Here is a 16,465-nt window from a genome sequence, read left to right as displayed (position 1 = left end):
ACTCCTCCCGGCGAGCAGACGCAGACTCGCACTCCACGGTGCCGAAGAGTGCGAGTGTGCGTCTGCTCGGCAGATTGGTGATGGTTTTTTGATGGCTTTTTGCCGTTGATTGTGGCACAGCGCACAGCAAGACTGGCTGCCATGACCGCATCGACCGCCACGCACCGCGCATGGATCGGCGAGATCGACTGCTCAATCGACGACTTCCGCGCTCACGTCGACCGCGAAACCGACCCGGCCGACTACCCGCACGCCGCGGATGTCCGGGCCAACGTGCCGGTGTACGCGGCGGAAACGATGACCGAGGCGGAGCGCCGCGAGCTGCAATCGGAACTGATCGCCGCCTTGACCGATGGGCCCGGCGTGGTGATGTTCGAAGGCGCATTCGACGAAGAAGCCGTCGATGCGGCCAGCGCAGCGTTCGCCGCGTTGATCGAGGCGCAGCATGCGGAAGGAGGGGCCGCAGGCGACCACTTCGGCAAGGCCGGCGCCAACGACCGCATCTGGAACGCCGCCCAGAAGTTGGCGCTGCGCTTCCCCGAGGTCTTTGCCGAGTACTACGCCAACGACGTTCTGGCGGTTGTCTCCCAAGCCTGGCTTGGCCCGCGCTACCAGGTCACCTCGCAGGTCAACATCGTCAATCCCGGTGGCGCGGCGCAGGTTCCGCATCGCGACTACCATCTCGGGTTCGTCGACCCCGGACAACTTGCCGGCTATCCCGCGCACCTGCACCGGCTCTCGCCCGCGCTGACCCTGCAAGGCGCGGTCGCCCACTGCGATATGCCACTGGAGAGTGGCCCGACCATGTTGCTGCCCTACTCACAAAGCTTTCCCGGCGGCTACATCGCCTTTTACCAGCCGGAGTTCATCGAGTTCTTCGCTGCGCATCAGGTACAGCTTCCGCTCGCCAAGGGTGACGCCGTCTTCTTCAACCCGGCGCTGTTCCACGGTGCGGGCGCCAATACGTCAACCGATATCCGGCGGATGGCCAACCTGCTACAGATCTCGTCGCCGTTCGGCCGGGCGATGGAGTCGCTGGACCGCACCGCGATGATCCGTGCCGTCTACCCCGAACTACTGGCGATGAAGACCGCCGGTCGCCCGGAGCGCGAACTGGCCAACATCGTCAATGCCACCGCCGAGGGCTACGCCTTCCCGACCAATCTCGACCACGACCAACCCATCGGCAGCCTCGCGCCGCCCAGTCAGGTCGACGCCGTGCTCGCCGCACTCGCCGACGGTCTCGACCCCGCAGAACTCGACACCATCCTCAGCCTGCAGAACGAACGGAGAATCCCATGACCACGCTCGGCGTAATCGGACTCGGTCGCATCGGCGCCTTCCACGTCGACACGCTGTCCGGTCTGGACGGCATCGACGGACTCGTCGTCGCCGACGAACGGCCCGACGTGGTGGCCGCAGTCGCCGCCAAACACGGTGCCAAACCAGCTGATTCGGTAGAAGACCTGCTTGATTCCGGAGTCGACGGCGTCGTGGTGGCCGCGGCCACGCCGGCCCACGCCGAATTGACCCTGGCCGCGGTGCACCGGGGCCTGCCCACGTTCTGCGAGAAGCCGATCGCGTCGACCGCCGCCGAAAGCGCGCATGTCGCCGAGGTCATCGCGCGCTCCGGAGTACCCGTCCAGGTCGGTTACCAGCGCCGGTTCGACGCAGCCTTCGCAGCGGCCAAACGCGCCGTGGACTCCGGTTCGTTGGGCCACCTGCACACGGTGCGCAGCACCACGATGGATCCCGCTCCCCCGCCGATGGACTACATCAAGGGCTCCGGCGGCATCTTCCGGGACTGCGCGGTACACGATTTCGATGTGCTGCGCTGGATCACCGGGCAGAACGCCGTGGAGGTGTACGCCACCGGAACCGTCCAGGGTGACCCGCGGTTCGCCGAATACGGCGACGTCGACACCGCAGCGGCGGTGGTGACGTTCGACGGCGGTGCGATGGGCATCGTCTCGGCGGCCCGCTACAACGCCCGCGGATACGACTGCCGCCTGGAGGTGCACGGCTTCAACGACACCGTGGTGGCGGGCTGGGACCAGGGCGCTCCGGTGCGGAACATGGATCCCCGCTTCCAGTCTGACGACGCGTTCCCGACGGGTCCCCCACACCATTTCTTCATGGACCGGTTCACCGAGGCGTTCCGCGCCGAGCTCGCCGGGTTCGTCACGGTGGTCAAGGGCGATGCGATCCTGGGCGCGACGGTGGCCGATGCGGTCGAGGTTGCCTGGCTGGCCGAGGCGGCCACCGAATCCCTGCGCCGGGGCGTCCCGGTGCGCATCGAGGAGGTCCGGAACGCATGAGCACGATTAAGGTCGGCGGGCAGGAGCGAAGCGACCGGGGGATCAAAATCGCGGGGGCCCCGATCTCGTGGGGCGTGTGTGAAGTTCCCGGCTGGGGTTACCAATTGGAGCGGGACCGAGTGCTCGCCGAAATGCGCAGCGCCGGGCTGACCGCCACCGAGTTGGGCCCCGACGGTTTTCTCCCTGCAGACACCGCGGAGTTGACCGCAGTTCTTGCGGCACAGGATCTTTCATGTGTGGGCGGGTTCGTGCCGGTGGTGCTGCACGATTCCGGCCACGATCCGGCGCACGATCTGGCCGGGCCGCTGGCGGCGTTGCGCGCGGCGGGTGCGGGCGTAGTGGTGCTGGCCGCAGCCTCCGGAGCCGACGGCTACGATTCGCGGCCCGAACTCGACGACTCGCAGTGGGCGACGTTGTTGGCCAACCTCGACCGGCTCTCCGGGATCGCCGCAGCGGCCGGCCTTTTGGCCGTGCTGCACCCGCACGTGGGCACGATGGTGGAGACGCGCGCCGACGTGGACCGGGTACTGGCCGGGTCGTCGATTCCGCTGTGCCTGGATACCGGTCATCTGTTGATCGGCGGCACCGACCCGCTGGAGTTGGCGAAAGCCGTGCCGCAGCGCATCAAGCACACCCACCTCAAGGACGTCGACGCCGCACTGGCAGCCCGCGTCCAGGCCGGTGACCTGAGCTATACCGACGCGGTGCGGGCCGGCATGTACACCCCGCTGGGTACCGGCGACATCGACATCGCAGGCATCATTTCCGTACTGCGGGACAACGGCTTCGACGGTTGGTTCGTGCTGGAGCAGGACACCATCCTCGACGGTGAGCCCAGCGACGAGGGTCCGGTGCGCGACGTGCTGGACAGCGTGGCCTATCTGAGGTCCGTCACCGCATGACAGGGCTGCGCATCGGAATTCTCGGCGCATCGAGGATCGCCGAGAAGGCCATCGTCGGGCCCGCCAACGAACTCGGCCACCGGCTGGTGGCCGTGGCGGCGCGCGATCCGCTGCGCGCTGTGGAGTTCGCCGAGAAACACGGTGTCGAACGAGCACTCGGCTCTTATGCCGAGGTGATCGACGACCCCGAGGTCGACGTCATCTACAACCCGCTGGCCAATTCGCTGCACGCCCCGTGGAACCTGGCGGCGGTCACCGCGGGCAAGCCGGTGCTCACCGAAAAGCCGTTCGCCCGCAACCGGTCTGAAGCGGCGACGGTGACGCATGCCGCTGAGGCCGCCGGGGTGACCGTTTTCGAGGGCTTCCACTACTACTTTCATCCGGTGACCCAGCGCGCGTTCACGACGGCCGCCGCAGGCGAACTGGGCCGGATCACGCAGGTGGAGGTGCGCATGGCCATGCCGGCCCCGGACGACGGCGATCCGCGCTGGTCACTGGAGCTCGCTGGCGGGGCCATGATGGACCTCGGTTGTTACGGCATGCACGTCATGCGGTCACTGGGCCGCCTCGACATCGACGGCCTCGGCGGGCAACCGTCGATCGCGGGTGCAGTCGCCGAGCAGCGCACGCCCGGGGTGGACGCGCGCTGTCACGTCGAGCTCGCATTCCCCGGCGGTGCAACTGGTTTGAGTACCAATTCGATGGTGGCTGAGGAGTATTCGTTCACCATCCGCATCGTCGGCAGCGACGGCGACCTGCTGGTGCACGACTTCATCCGGCCCAATGACGACGATCGGTTGACAGTCCGTTCCACGGCGGGCGAGCGGGTTGAGCGGCTGGGCACCCGGCCCAGCTACACCTACCAACTGCAGGCCTTCGCGGACCACGTGCAGCGTGGCGAGGCGCTGCCGTTCGGTCCGGCCGATGCGGTGGCCAACATGTCCTACGTCGACGCGGCCTACCGCGCCGCAGGATTGGTGCCGCGATGACATTCGACCTGGCTGTTTGTGCCGAGATGGTGTTCACCGATCTCGACATCGTCGAGCGTGTCCGACGCATCTCCGATCTGGGCTTCTCGGTGGAGATCTGGAGTTTTCACGACAAGGACCTCGACGCCTTGGCAGCGACGGGAGCACGCTTCTCATCGATGACCGGCTATCTTCACGGTGATCTCTACGACCGTGAGGGCGCGCAAGAAGTAGTGCGCACAGCCCACCAAGCGGTCAAAGCCGCTGCTGTCCTTGGTGTTCCACGGCTCGTGGTGCATCCCGGGGAGCTGGTCAACGGTCAGGCCGCCCGGCCCCAATACCGCGCCACCGGCGAAATGTGGTTCTCGGCGTTACGCGGCCTCGAGGCGTTGGGCGAACTCGGCGCCGAGGCCGATATCACGTTCTGTCTGGAGAATCTCAACACGATCGTCGACCACCCCGGCGTCCCACTGGCACGCGCCAAGGACACCCTCGCCCTCATCGAGGCCGTCGGGCATCCCAACGTCAAGATGATGCTCGACCTCTACCACGCGCAGATCGGCGAGGGCAATCTTGTCGACTTGGTGCGCCGGGCCGGATCGGCGATCGGCGAGATCCAGGTGGCCGACGTCCCCGGCCGGTGCGAGCCGGGGTCCGGCGAGATCCACTACCCCGCCATCGCAAAGGCGTTGCGCGACAGCGGGTACACCGGAACCATCGGCATGGAGGCCTACGCCGCGGGCGACAGCGTCGCCGCTCTGGACGCCTTCCGCGCCGCGTTCTCGTAGGGCGGCCCGGGTCGCACCGCGAGCGTGCGGGTCTGTTGCCCGACACACCGTGGATACGCAGCATTTTGTGCACGCTCGCCAGCCGCACGCCGCAGAATGATGGGCATGGCCAATGACCCGTTCCCGGAGCCACGCTGGGGCCGCGAGGGTATCTCGCCGGTCTTCAAGCCTGTGTACGCGTTCGCGTCGACGCCGTTTGGATCCTGGTTCATCCGCCGGCTGGTGCCGCTGGATCGGAAGGTGATGAACCGCACCAACGGCCGCTACACACTCTTCGGGCCCACTTCCCTACCTCAGCTGCTGCTGACATCGACCGGCCGAAAATCCGGACAGCCCCGCAAGACACCACTGTCGTATCTGCGTGACGGCGATCGAATACTGGTGCTGGGAAGCAACTTCGGCGGCAAGAGCCATCCCAGCTGGTCCTCGAATCTGGTGGCCTATCCCGAAGCCGCGGTGTCGATAGCCGGTGAGGAGATCCCGGTCACCGCGACTCAGCTGCGGGACTCCGAGCGCGAGCAGGCGCTGGTCAAGTTCTTCGAATATCCGATGTATGCGGCCTACCGTCGGCGCACTGATCGCGATCTGCGCGTGTTCGCCCTGACCCGCCGCTGACGGCGAGCGTGCGCAAACTGCAGTGAAAACGCGGCGTGTCGACCGGCAGACCCGCACGCTCGCGAAAATAGGGATCGCGAAGACTACTTGCGGCCCAGTTCGTGGGACAGGGCCTCAAGTTCGTTTCCGCCCGCCATCTCCTGGGTGAGGTGGTCGAGCGTGATCTCGTCGTAGGTGCAGTCCAACTTCTGCCGTCCGCGGTTGAGCAGCACGAAGTGGTCGCCCACCATGTGCGCGTGGTGCGGGTTGTGGGTGATGAAGATGACGCCGAAACCCTGGTCCTTGGCCGCGGTGATGTAGCGCAGCACCATGCCGGACTGCTTGACACCCAGCGCCGCGGTGGGCTCGTCGAGGATCAGCACGCGGGCGCCGAAGAAGATCGCCCGCGCGATTGCCACACACTGGCGTTGACCGCCGGACAGCGACCCGATGGGCGCGTCCACGTCGGGCAGGTCGATGCCCATCTTGCGCAGTTCGGAAATGGTGGTGGCGCGCATCCCGTTGATGTCCAACGGCTTCAGCAAGCCCTTCTTGCGCAACTCATTGCCCAGGAAGAAGTTTCGCCACACCGGCATGAGCGGCACCACAGCCAGATCCTGATACACGGTGGCGATGCCCGCTTTCAAAGCATCTTTGGGCGAATCGAACACCGTGGGCTTGCCGTCGATGAGCAGTTCGCCCTCCGTCGGCTTGTGCAGACCCGCGATGATCTTGATCAGCGTGGACTTGCCTGCGCCGTTGTCACCGAGCACGCCGGTGACCTGACCGGCGCCGACCCGCAGGTTGATGTCCTTGAGGGCGATGATGTTTCCGTAGCTCTTTCCGACGTGCTGCAGTTCGACCAGCGGCACCTCGCCGCCCGATGGCGTCTCCGCGATAGGAGCTTCAGCAGTTGTGCTCATTTACTTACCTTTTCGCTGCGTAATTGCGGACGACGTTGTTGGCGATCACCGCGAACAGCAGCATCGCGCCGAGGAAGAACTTGAACCAGTCCGGGTTCCATCCGGCGTAGACGATGCCCTGGTTCGTCATACCGAAGATCAGCGCTCCGATCAGGGCGCCGATCGCCGTGCCATACCCACCGGTGAGCAGGCAGCCACCGATGACCGCGGCGATGATGTAGAAGAACTCGTTCCCTACGCCCTGGCCAGACTGAATCGTGTTGAACGAGAACAGCAGATGCATGCCGACGAACCAGGCGCAGAACCCGACCACCATGAACAGGCCGATCTTGACCTTGGTCACCGGCACACCGACCGCGCGCGCACTGTCCTGGTTACCGCCGACGGCGAAGATCCAGTTGCCGATGCGGGTCTTGAACAACACGTAGGTGGCGACGAGCGTGAACAGGATCCACCACAACACGGTGATCCTGACCTCGATCGGCCCCACCGAGATCGACGACGCGAAGACGGTCCGGCCGGACTCGAAACCCTGCATGTCCGACACGCTCGGCGTGGCGACCTGTCCCGAAAGCAGCTTGGTCACAGCCAGATTGACTCCGGCCAACATGAAGAACGTACTCAGGGTGATGAGGAACGACGGGATCTTGGTCTTCATCACCAGATAACCGTTGAAGAACCCGACCGCCAGCGACACGATGAGCGCCAGCGCGGCACCTACCCACAGGTTCAGGTGCAGGTTGTAGGCGAGCATCGAGGCGGCCAGCGAACTGGTGGTGACCGCGACGCCGGCCGAAAGATCGAACTCGCCACCGATCATCAGCAACCCGACACCGACAGCCATGATGCCGATGGTCGAACTGGCATACAGCACGGTCGCCAGCGACTCGGGCGAGCGGAACGGCGGCGCGACGATGAGGAAGAAGACGAAGATGCCGACGGCGCCCACAGCAGCGCCCATCTCCGGACGAATGATCAAGCGCTGCAGCTTGTTCTGTTCTTTGACGCGTTCGTCGTGAACGACCTTGTGGGACTCGATGTCAAGATCTGCTTGCGTACTCATCACTGTTCTCTCTTCTTCGCGCAAGCGCTCATCAGCGCGTCCCGTTCTTCGCGTACTCAGCGACAGCATCGATATTCGACTTGTCGATGAACGACGGCCCGGTCAGTGTCGGCTGATTGCCGCCGATGACGTTGCCGTTGTTGAGGTAGAGCCACAGCGAATCCACAGCGAGGTATCCCTGCAGGAACGGCTGCTGATCGACGGCCCACTGGACATCGCCGTTCTTGATCGCGTCCACCAGCGCGGCATTGGTGTCGAAGGTCGCGACTTTGGCCGAACTGCCGGCGTTGCGCGCCGATTGCACCGCGGTGAGCGCGAACGGCGCCCCCAGTGTGAGGATGGTGTCGATGGCCGGATCCTGCTGCAGTTTCGCGGTGATCGTCGACTCGACGGACGGCATGTCTTTGCCGTTGACGTTGAGGACCTCGGTGCCGGGGAACGTGTTTTTGGCACCTGCGCAGCGGGCTTCGAGGTCGACATGGCCCTGCTCCTGGATCACGCACACGACCTTCTTGGCACCTTCGGAGGCCAGCCGCTTGCCTGCTTCCTGCCCGGCGATGTAACCGTCCTGACCGAAGTACTCCATGACTCCCATCGCCCGCCAGGCATCGAGCCCGGCGTTGAACGCGACAACCGGGATGCCCTTGGCTGCGGCGTTCTGCACGGCCGGTTTCATGGCGTCGGGCTTGGCGAGCGTCACCGCGATGCCGTCGACGCCGCTGTCCACCGCGGTCTGCACATGGTTGGCCTGGTTGGGCGCTTCGGGATCGCTGGAGTAGCGCAGTTCGATGTTGTCCTTCTTGGCCGCGGTCTCGGCGCCCTTGCGGACCAGGTCCCAGAAGGAGTCACCCGGCACCTCGTGGGTGATCATCGCGATGGTCATCCGCGGGGTGTCGGCTGTTCCCGCTCCCATGCCGTTGCCGTTGCTCTCCGGCTTGCCCCCGGTGCTGGAACACGCGCCGGCGCTCAGCACGAGCACACCAGCCCCGGCTGCCGCCACAAGCCGACTCAATCTCATTGCTTCTCCTCGTCTCGACGTCACCGGTGCTTGTGCGTCTGGACTCCAGTGACAAGCGGCGCGGCCTCGCTCCTGATGTAATACCGCTCACATCTGAAAGTCAAGACTTTGTTCGGACATTAGGACTGCATATCAAATGCGCAGAGCGCAGGGCGATGCGACCGCCGCCGCCGGGCAGTTGCGGGAAAAGAGTTGACAAAGACCGCTTTTGACCGTTCCCTATCGATCCACGAGCGTGGTTTCGAAGTAGTACCGCGATGCCCGATACGCGTGGCTGCCGTACTCAACGATGCGCCCGGAGTCATCGAACGCGGTCCGTTCCATCACCAACAGCGGGGCCTTGGGCTTCTCGTCGAGCAGCCGCGCCTCATCCCGATCGGCAGCCTTGGCGCCGATCCGCTGGCGGGCCAACCGGATGTGCACCCCACGCGAGCGCAGCGACTGATAGAGCCCGGCCCGTTCGAGTTCGTCTCGGTCCGGCGCCAGTGCGACGGGCAGATGGTTGGTCATCAGCGCGAGTGGCTGGCCGCCAGACGTACGCAGCCGGCGCATCTTCGCGACCTCGCTGCCGGGCGTCAGGTTCAGCCGCTCGGCGATGTCGTCGGATGCCGGGCCCAGCGTGTACTCGAGCACCGTGGTGGCCGGCTCCTGCCCGGCGCGAGCCAGATCGTCGTACAAACTGGTGAGCTCCACGGGACGATGGACCGGGGTTTGCACGACCTGGGTGCCGACGCCACGCTTGCGCACCAGCAGCCCTTTCTCGACGAGTTCCTGGATAGCGCGTCGGGTCGTCGGACGCGACAGGTTGAGCCGGCTGGCCAGCGCGAGCTCGTTCTCGAATCGGTCCCCAGGCTTGAGTTGTCCGTCGAGGATGGCCTTTTCGAAGACTTGCGCAACCTGGAAGTACAGCGGCACCGGACTCGAACGGTCGATTTCGACGGTCAGTGTCGGGGTCACTCTCGCTCCGATCGTCATGAGCTCCATGCAGGATTTGCGTGGGTGATTCCTCAGGGTACCTGCTGATGACTGAAAGTAAGAATGTCCGAACAAAGTCTTGACACTGGACGGTGGCGGGGCGCACAGTCAACATCGAGAGCAGGAGGATTTGTCGCCGCTCACGCCATCCCCGCTGACATAAGGACCCGGGAGTCAATCGTGACCGATACCGCCAACCAGGCTTTCGATGTCCTCGCCATCGGGCGCTGCGGCGTCGACGTGTACCCGCTTCAGATCGGCGTCGGGCTCGAGCAGGTCGAATCGTTCGGCAAGTTCCTGGGCGGCAGCGCCGCCAATGTTGCCGTCGCAGCGGCCCGCCTGGGCAACCACAGCGCGCTGATCTCGGGTGTCGGCGACGATCCGTTCGGCCGGTACGTACGCAACGAACTCGCAGCCCTCGGCGTCGACAACCGGTTCGTCGCCACACATGGCGAGTACCCGACGCCGGTGACGTTCTGTGAGATCTTCCCGCCGGACAACTTCCCGCTGTACTTCTACCGCAAGCCGTCGGCGCCCGATCTGCAGATCCGGGCCGAAGAGATCGACGAGGCCGCGGTGCGCAGTGCCCGGCTTTACTGGTCGACGGTCACCGGTCTATCGGAAGAACCAAGCCGCAGCGCCCATTTCGCAGCCTGGGGGATTCGCGACCGAGCTCCGCTGACGGTGCTCGACCTCGACTACCGGCCGATGTTCTGGGACACCCCCGCCGCCGCCACCGAACAGGTACAACGCGCGCTGCAACACGTGACCGTCGCCGTCGGCAACCGCGAGGAGTGCGAGATCGCGGTCGGGGAGTCCAACCCGCACAAGGCTGCCGAGGCATTGCTCGACTTGGGGGTCGAACTCGCGATCGTCAAGCAGGGTCCCCGCGGCGTGCTGGGTAAGACCAGACACAGCTCGGTCACCGTGCTACCCAACGAAGTCGACGTCGTCAACGGCCTCGGCGCCGGGGACGCGTTCGGCGGCAGTCTCATTCACGGCCTGCTGCGCAACTGGCCGCTGGAGAAGACCCTGCGCTACGCCAACGCTGCCGGAGCAATCGTCGCTTCGCGCCTGGAATGCTCAACCGCGATGCCGACCGCTGTGGAGGTGGCCGATCTAGCCGAGCAAACCGCAGTGGGGGCCGTCAATGTCTGACGCATTGTGCAAGAACCACTCCGAGCTCACCGATTTGCGTGCTGGAGACCCCGCTGCGGTGGCACGAGCATGGCAGGACCGCACCACCCGTCCGACCGTGCGCGGTGACGGCAGGCTGATGATCGTGGCCGCCGACCACCCTGCCCGCGGCGCGCTGGCCGTCGGCTCCCGCCCCACTGCGATGAACAGCCGTACCGATCTGTTGGACCGGCTCTGCACGGCGCTGGCCGATCCCGGCGTGGACGGTGTGCTTGCCACCGCCGACATCCTCGACGATCTCCTGCTGCTGGGGGCGCTGGAGGACAAGGTGGTGTTCTCCTCGTTCAATCGGGGCGGGCTGGCCGGCTCGTCGTTCGAGCTGGACGACCGGATGACCGGTGCCAGCGCCGCCTCCACCGCGGCAGCGCGGATGAACGGCGGAAAGATGCTGTGCCGCATCGACCTTGACGACGCAGGCACGGTGTCCACGCTCACCGCGTGCGCCCGGGCCGTCGATGAGCTCGCCGCCCACGGCCTGATCGCCATGCTGGAGCCGTTCATGTCCAGCCGGGTTGACGGCAAGGTCCGCAACGATTTGACCCCCGATGCGGTGATCAAATCCGTGCACATCAGTCAGGGGCTGGGCTCCACCTCGGCGTACACCTGGATGAAGCTGCCCGTGGTCCCCGAAATGGACCGGGTCATGGAATCGACGACGATGCCGACGCTGCTCCTCGGCGGCGACCCGACCGATCCCGACGAGGCGTTCGCCAGTTGGGAGAAGGCGTTGGCCCTGCCGTCGGTGCGCGGCCTCATCGTCGGACGCACGCTCCTATATCCGGTCGACGATGATGTGAGTTCGGCCGTCGCAACCGCCGTCAAGTTGGTGAGGTAACGAATGCACAGCAACTTGTACATCCCAGCCCGCAGCGCCGAGCTGCCGTTCACCGTCGACGTCACCCCGGCATCGGCCGGCTGGACCGAATCCTCGCTTCAGGTGATCGAACTCGATGACAGTCAGACCGCCGAGCTGCACACCGGGGGAACCGAGGTGATGATCCTCCCCCTTGCCGGCGGAGGCACCGTCGAATGCGGCGGTGAGACCTTCGAACTGTCCCCGCGCGCATCGGTTTTCGACGGCCCCGCCGACATGGTCTACCTCGGCATCGACCAGGTGTACCTGTTGTCGGGGGCCGGGAGGTTCGCGATCTGCGGGGCACGGGCCAAGCGGTCCTTCCCCAACCGTCGGGTCGCGGCCGCCGACGTGCCGCTCGAATTACGCGGCGCCGGCAACTGCAGCCGCCAGGTGCACAACTTCGGCACCGCCGACACGTTCGAGGCCGACTCGTTGATCGCGTGCGAGGTCATCACGCCGGGCGGCAACTGGTCGAGCTATCCGGCACACAAACACGACGAGAACACGGCGACCCAGACCGCGCTCGAAGAGATCTACTATTTCGAGATCGCCCCGGGCCCTGACGGTTCGCGTGGTTTCGGCTATCACCGGGTGTACGGCACGCCGGACCGACCGATCGAGGTGCTCGAAGAGGTGCGTACCGGCGATGTGGTGCTCGTGCCCCACGGCTATCACGGCCCGTCGGTCGCAGCGCCCGGCTATCACATGTACTACCTGAATGTGATGGCAGGCCCGGGCGCCGAACGGGCTTGGAAGATCGTCGACGACCCCGAGCACACCTGGCTGCGCGGCACCTGGGATGACCAGGAAATCGATCCGCGGCTGCCCCTGCACGAAAAAGGAGCCTGAGCAAAATGGTTTCGACCGCACCGAAATCGACCGACAAGCTCGTCGACAACGAACCGACCGTGCGACTCACGGTGGCACAGGCCACCGTTCGATTTCTGGCCAACCAGTTCGTTGAGCGTGACGGCGAGCGAGCGAAGTTCTTCGCCGGTTGTTTCGGCATATTCGGCCACGGCAATGTCGCCGGGCTGGGCCAGGCGCTGCTACAAGATGAGGTCGAAGCCTCCGAGGCGGGACGCGATCCCGGGCTCAAGTACGTGCTGGGCCGCAATGAACAAGCCATGGTGCACAGCGCGGTCGCCTACGCCCGGCAGAAGGACCGCCTGCAGGCCTGGGCGGTTACCGCCAGCGTCGGGCCCGGCTCCACCAACATGCTCACCGGCGCCGCGCTGGCCACCATCAACCGGCTTCCGGTGCTGCTCTTGCCCGCCGACACATTCGCCACCCGCGTCAGCTCCCCGGTGCTGCAGGAACTCGAACTGCCGTCCTCGGGCGACGTCACGGTCAACGACGCCTTCAAGCCGCTGTCACGCTACTTCGACCGGGTGTGGCGGCCCGAGCAGCTGCCCGCCGCGCTGCTGGGCGCCATGCGGGTACTGACCGATCCCGTCGAAACAGGGGCGGCGACGGTTGCCATCCCCCAGGACGTTCAGGCCGAGGCACACGATTGGCCGCAATCCTTGTTCGCCGAACGCACTTGGCACGTGGCCCGACCGCTGCCGGAGCGGTCAGTGATCGCCCGGGCCGCCGAAGTCATCCGGTCGGCCACCAAGCCGCTGATCGTGGCTGGCGGCGGGGTCATCTACTCCGGCGCCTCAGACACCCTCGCGACGTTCTGTGAGCAGACCGGGATACCGGTGAGTGAGAGCCAGGCAGGCAAGGGGTCGCTGCGGTTCGACCATCCGCAGTCGGTCGGTGCCATCGGGTCGACGGGCACCACCGCGGCCAACGCGTTGGCATCCGAAGCCGATGTCGTCATCGGGATCGGCACCCGCTACAGCGATTTCACGTCGGCATCGCGCACCGCGTTCAACAATCCCGATGTCCGGTTCGTAAACATCAATGTGGCGTCACTGGACTCGGTCAAGCAGGGCGGTGTCAGCGTCGTCTCCGACGCGCGGGAGGCCATCGACGGGTTGACCGCCGCATTGGACGGCTACTCCGTGAGTGACGAATACCGCTCCCGCACTGCTGAACTCGCCAAGGAGTGGGATGACACAGTGTCCTCGGTTTACGCGACCGAGGACACGGCTGCGCTCAACCAGAACCAGGTGATCGGCCTCGTCAACACGCTGTCGGACCCGCGTGACGTCGTGGTGTGTGCTGCCGGCTCGATGCCGGGCGACCTGCACAAGTTGTGGCGGACCCGGGACCGCAAGGGCTACCACGTCGAATACGGCTACTCGTGTATGGGATATGAGATCGCCGGCGGCATCGGGGTTCGGATGGCCGCCCCGGACCGCGACGTCTTCGTCATGGTCGGCGACGGCTCATACCTGATGATGGCCACCGAGCTTGTCACCGCCGTCCAAGAGGGCGTCAAGATCATCCCCGTGCTGGTGCAGAACCACGGATTCGCCTCGATCGGTGGGCTTTCCGAGTCGGTGGGTTCACAACGCTTCGGCACCGCCTACCGGTACCGCAGCGCCGACGGCCGCCTCGACGGCGACACGCTGCCGGTGGACCTCGCCGCCAACGCGGCCAGCCTGGGCGCAGACGTCATCAAGGTGGGCACGGCCGCGGAGTTCTCCGACGCGGTCAAGGTCGCCAAGGCCGGCGATCACACCACGGTCATCTACGTCGAAACCGACCCCATGATCTTCGCGCCGGACAGCCAGTCGTGGTGGGACGTGCCGGTCAGCCAGGTATCAACGCTGGCATCGACGCAACAGGCCTACCAACGCTACGCGGACTGGAAGAAAGTCCAACGCCCCCTTGTCAATCCCTCCGATCGCTGAAAGAAACAATGAGCACGATTCTGGTTGGTTCCGCACCCGACTCCTGGGGCGTCTGGTTTCCGGACGACCCGCAGCAGACCCCGTACACCCGGTTCCTCGACGAGGTGGCCGCATCCGGCTACCAGTGGATCGAGCTGGGCCCCTACGGCTATCTGCCCACCGATCCCAAGCAACTGTCCGACGAACTTGCGGCGCGTGATCTCAAGTTGTCGGCGGGGACCGTGTTCGAGCACCTGCACCAGGATGATTCGTGGTCCGCGGTGTGGAGTCAGATCGAGGACGTCGCGAAACTGACTGCGGCCGTGGGCGGTAAGCACGTCGTCGTCATCCCGGAGATGTGGCGAGATCCGGCCACCGGCGCGGTCCTCGAGGACCGCAACCTCACGCCCGAGCAGTGGAAGAAGAAGACTCAGGGCATGAACGAACTGGGCAAGGCAATGTTCGAGAAGTACGGTGTGCGTGCGCAGTACCATCCGCACGCCGACAGCCACGTCGACACCGAGCAGAACGTGTACCGGTTCCTCGACGGCACCGACGGCGAGTTCGTCAACCTCTGCCTCGACACCGGGCACATCTCCTACTGCGGCGGCGACAACATCGCCATCATCGAACGCGCGCCCGAGCGCATCGGCTATCTACATCTCAAGCAGGTCGATCCCGAGGTGCGGGCCAAGGTCGAAGCCGAGGATCTGCCGTTCGGCGAAGCCGTCAAACTCGGCGCGATGACCGAACCGCCGCGTGGAATCCCCGATATGCCACCGCTTCTGGCCGCGGTCGAAAAACTGGGCATCGATGTGTTCGCGATCGTCGAGCAGGACATGTATCCCTGCGAGGTCGAAGCTCCCCTGCCCATCGCCAAGCGCACCCGGTCCTACCTGGGTTCGTGCGGTGTCCCGTCAGTGAGGTTCAACTAGCCATGTCCGATCTCCGCGTCGCCGTCCTCGGCGTCGGCATCATGGGCGCCGATCACGTTGCCCGGTTGTCGGCCCGGATTTCCGGTGCCCGGGTGACCGTCGTCAACGACTTCATCACCGAGAGGGCTGAACAGATCGCCGCCGGTGTCCCCGGCTGCCGGGTGGTGGGCGATCCTCTGGACGCCATCGCCGATCCCGACGTCGACGCCGTCGTGCTCGCGACGCCGGGACCGACGCATGACAAGCAACTGCTGGCATGCCTGGAACATCGCAAGCCGGTGCTGTGCGAAAAGCCGCTGACCACCGATGTCGACTCAGCACTCGAGGTGGTACGGCGCGAGGCCGAACTCGGCACGCGGCTCATCCAGGTCGGTTTCATGCGCCGCTTCGACCCCGAGTACATGCAGCTGAAATCGCTGCTCGACGCCGGCGAGTTCGGCAGGCCCCTGGTGCTGCACTGCGTGCACCGCAATGCCGCTGTGCCACCGTCCTTCGACAGCTCGATGATCGTCAAGGACTCGCTGGTTCACGAGGTCGATGTCACCCGGTACCTGTTCGACGAAGAGATCACGTCGATCCAGATCGTCCGCCCGGCAACCAATCCGGGTGCGCCTGAAGGCATTCAAGATCCGCAGATCGCGATCATGCGCACCGCTTCGGGCAAGCATGTAGACGTGGAGCTGTTCGTCACCACCGGCGTCGGCTACGAGGTCCGCACCGAACTCGTCGGCGAGAAGGGCTCGGCATTCATCGGACTCGACGTCGGGCTGATCCGCAAGGGAGTACCCGGCACCTGGGGTGGTCAGATCACGCCAGGCTTCCGGGAGCGCTTCGGCCTGGCCTACGACATCGAGTTCCAGCGCTGGGTCGACGCCGTCCGAGCCGGCGCCAACGTCGATGGCCCGCGAGCGTGGGACGGCTACGCCGCGGCCGCGGTATGCGCTGCCGGCGTCGAATCACTGAACACCGGCGAGCGCGTCGAGGTGTCCATGGTCGACCGCGCCTCCATCCCCGGCGCCTAACGGACCGGTTGCCGATTGTGTGATTTCATACGCGGCGCGCCGTGAACTGCGTATGAAAGGGCACACTCAGAACAACGGTTCGGTTCGCAGGCCACAGGAGTCCAAGGTGTATTGCCTAGGTTC

Annotated in this window: 16 protein-coding genes; 12 read left to right on the top strand and 4 right to left on the bottom strand. The window is 65.5% G+C overall.

Features of this window, described 5'->3' with window-relative positions; all coding sequences use genetic code 11:
• Positions 1 to 141 precede the first annotated feature (141 nt).
• From ABQF30_RS25075 to ABQF30_RS25050, 6 genes are all read left to right on the top strand, one after another.
• Positions 142 to 1,302 carry a phytanoyl-CoA dioxygenase family protein gene (locus tag ABQF30_RS25075; protein WP_448468923.1) on the top strand — a complete coding sequence of 387 codons (1,161 nt, stop codon included), beginning with the start codon at positions 142 to 144 and terminating at the stop codon, positions 1,300 to 1,302.
• On the top strand, positions 1,299 to 2,318 hold the full coding sequence (locus ABQF30_RS25070; RefSeq protein WP_448468921.1) for a Gfo/Idh/MocA family protein: 1,020 nt from the start codon (positions 1,299 to 1,301) through the stop codon (positions 2,316 to 2,318). The genes ABQF30_RS25075 and ABQF30_RS25070 overlap by 4 nt, the downstream gene beginning before the upstream one ends.
• A complete protein-coding gene (locus tag ABQF30_RS25065) occupies positions 2,315 to 3,220 on the top strand; it encodes a sugar phosphate isomerase/epimerase family protein (protein ID WP_448468919.1) in 906 nt (301 codons plus the stop codon). The genes ABQF30_RS25070 and ABQF30_RS25065 overlap by 4 nt, the downstream gene beginning before the upstream one ends.
• Positions 3,217 to 4,209 (top strand): Gfo/Idh/MocA family protein, encoded by a 993-nt coding sequence (locus tag ABQF30_RS25060; RefSeq protein ID WP_448468917.1) that lies wholly within the window; start codon positions 3,217 to 3,219, stop codon positions 4,207 to 4,209. Before ABQF30_RS25065 ends, ABQF30_RS25060 begins: the two co-directional genes overlap by 4 nt.
• Positions 4,206 to 4,976, top strand: coding sequence for a TIM barrel protein (locus ABQF30_RS25055; RefSeq protein ID WP_448468915.1), 771 nt, complete (start codon positions 4,206 to 4,208; stop codon positions 4,974 to 4,976). Before ABQF30_RS25060 ends, ABQF30_RS25055 begins: the two co-directional genes overlap by 4 nt.
• A 105-nt stretch (positions 4,977 to 5,081) precedes the next feature.
• Positions 5,082 to 5,591, top strand: coding sequence for a nitroreductase/quinone reductase family protein (locus tag ABQF30_RS25050; protein ID WP_448468913.1), 510 nt, complete (start codon positions 5,082 to 5,084; stop codon positions 5,589 to 5,591).
• A gap of 83 nt (positions 5,592 to 5,674) precedes the next feature.
• Here ABQF30_RS25050 and ABQF30_RS25045 read toward each other — a convergent pair whose 3' ends face one another.
• The 4 genes from ABQF30_RS25045 to ABQF30_RS25030 form a co-directional block, all read right to left on the bottom strand.
• Entirely contained in the window at positions 5,675 to 6,493 is an 819-nt protein-coding gene (locus ABQF30_RS25045) for an ATP-binding cassette domain-containing protein (protein ID WP_448468911.1), read from the bottom strand.
• A 4-nt stretch (positions 6,494 to 6,497) separates the two neighbouring features.
• Positions 6,498 to 7,556 (bottom strand): ABC transporter permease, encoded by a 1,059-nt coding sequence (locus tag ABQF30_RS25040; RefSeq protein ID WP_448468909.1) that lies wholly within the window; start codon positions 7,554 to 7,556, stop codon positions 6,498 to 6,500.
• A gap of 31 nt (positions 7,557 to 7,587) precedes the next feature.
• A complete protein-coding gene (locus tag ABQF30_RS25035) occupies positions 7,588 to 8,574 on the bottom strand; it encodes a substrate-binding domain-containing protein (RefSeq protein ID WP_448468907.1) in 987 nt (328 codons plus the stop codon).
• 219 nt (positions 8,575 to 8,793) lie between these two features.
• Positions 8,794 to 9,549 carry a GntR family transcriptional regulator gene (locus ABQF30_RS25030; RefSeq protein WP_448468905.1) on the bottom strand — a complete coding sequence of 252 codons (756 nt, stop codon included), beginning with the start codon at positions 9,547 to 9,549 and terminating at the stop codon, positions 8,794 to 8,796.
• Positions 9,550 to 9,729: 180 nt separating this feature from the next.
• On the opposite strand from ABQF30_RS25030, the gene iolC reads away from it, so the two are divergent.
• From iolC to ABQF30_RS25000, 6 genes are read left to right on the top strand one after another with little or no spacing between them, the layout of a single operon-like run.
• Positions 9,730 to 10,707: a 5-dehydro-2-deoxygluconokinase gene (gene iolC / locus ABQF30_RS25025; RefSeq protein ID WP_448468903.1), complete on the top strand. Its 978-nt coding sequence runs from the start codon at positions 9,730 to 9,732 to the stop codon at positions 10,705 to 10,707.
• A complete protein-coding gene (locus ABQF30_RS25020; RefSeq protein WP_448468901.1) occupies positions 10,700 to 11,581 on the top strand; it encodes a Cgl0159 family (beta/alpha)8-fold protein in 882 nt (293 codons plus the stop codon). The genes iolC and ABQF30_RS25020 overlap by 8 nt, the downstream gene beginning before the upstream one ends.
• Positions 11,582 to 11,584: 3 nt before the next feature.
• Positions 11,585 to 12,451 carry a 5-deoxy-glucuronate isomerase gene (iolB, locus tag ABQF30_RS25015; RefSeq protein WP_448468899.1) on the top strand — a complete coding sequence of 289 codons (867 nt, stop codon included), beginning with the start codon at positions 11,585 to 11,587 and terminating at the stop codon, positions 12,449 to 12,451.
• Between the two features lie 5 nt (positions 12,452 to 12,456).
• Complete coding sequence (gene iolD, locus ABQF30_RS25010) at positions 12,457 to 14,406, top strand: 3D-(3,5/4)-trihydroxycyclohexane-1,2-dione acylhydrolase (decyclizing) (protein ID WP_448468897.1); 1,950 nt, start codon at positions 12,457 to 12,459, stop codon at positions 14,404 to 14,406.
• Between the two features lie 8 nt (positions 14,407 to 14,414).
• Positions 14,415 to 15,320, top strand: coding sequence for a sugar phosphate isomerase/epimerase family protein (locus ABQF30_RS25005; protein WP_448468895.1), 906 nt, complete (start codon positions 14,415 to 14,417; stop codon positions 15,318 to 15,320).
• 2 nt (positions 15,321 to 15,322) lie between these two features.
• A complete protein-coding gene (locus tag ABQF30_RS25000) occupies positions 15,323 to 16,342 on the top strand; it encodes a Gfo/Idh/MocA family protein (protein ID WP_448468893.1) in 1,020 nt (339 codons plus the stop codon).
• Positions 16,343 to 16,465: the final 123 nt, after the last annotated feature.

It is taken from the genome of Mycolicibacterium sp. XJ870, assembly GCF_053483975.1.
Note: the sequence above shows the minus strand (reverse complement) of the source record. Positions and strands in the feature narration are given on the sequence as shown.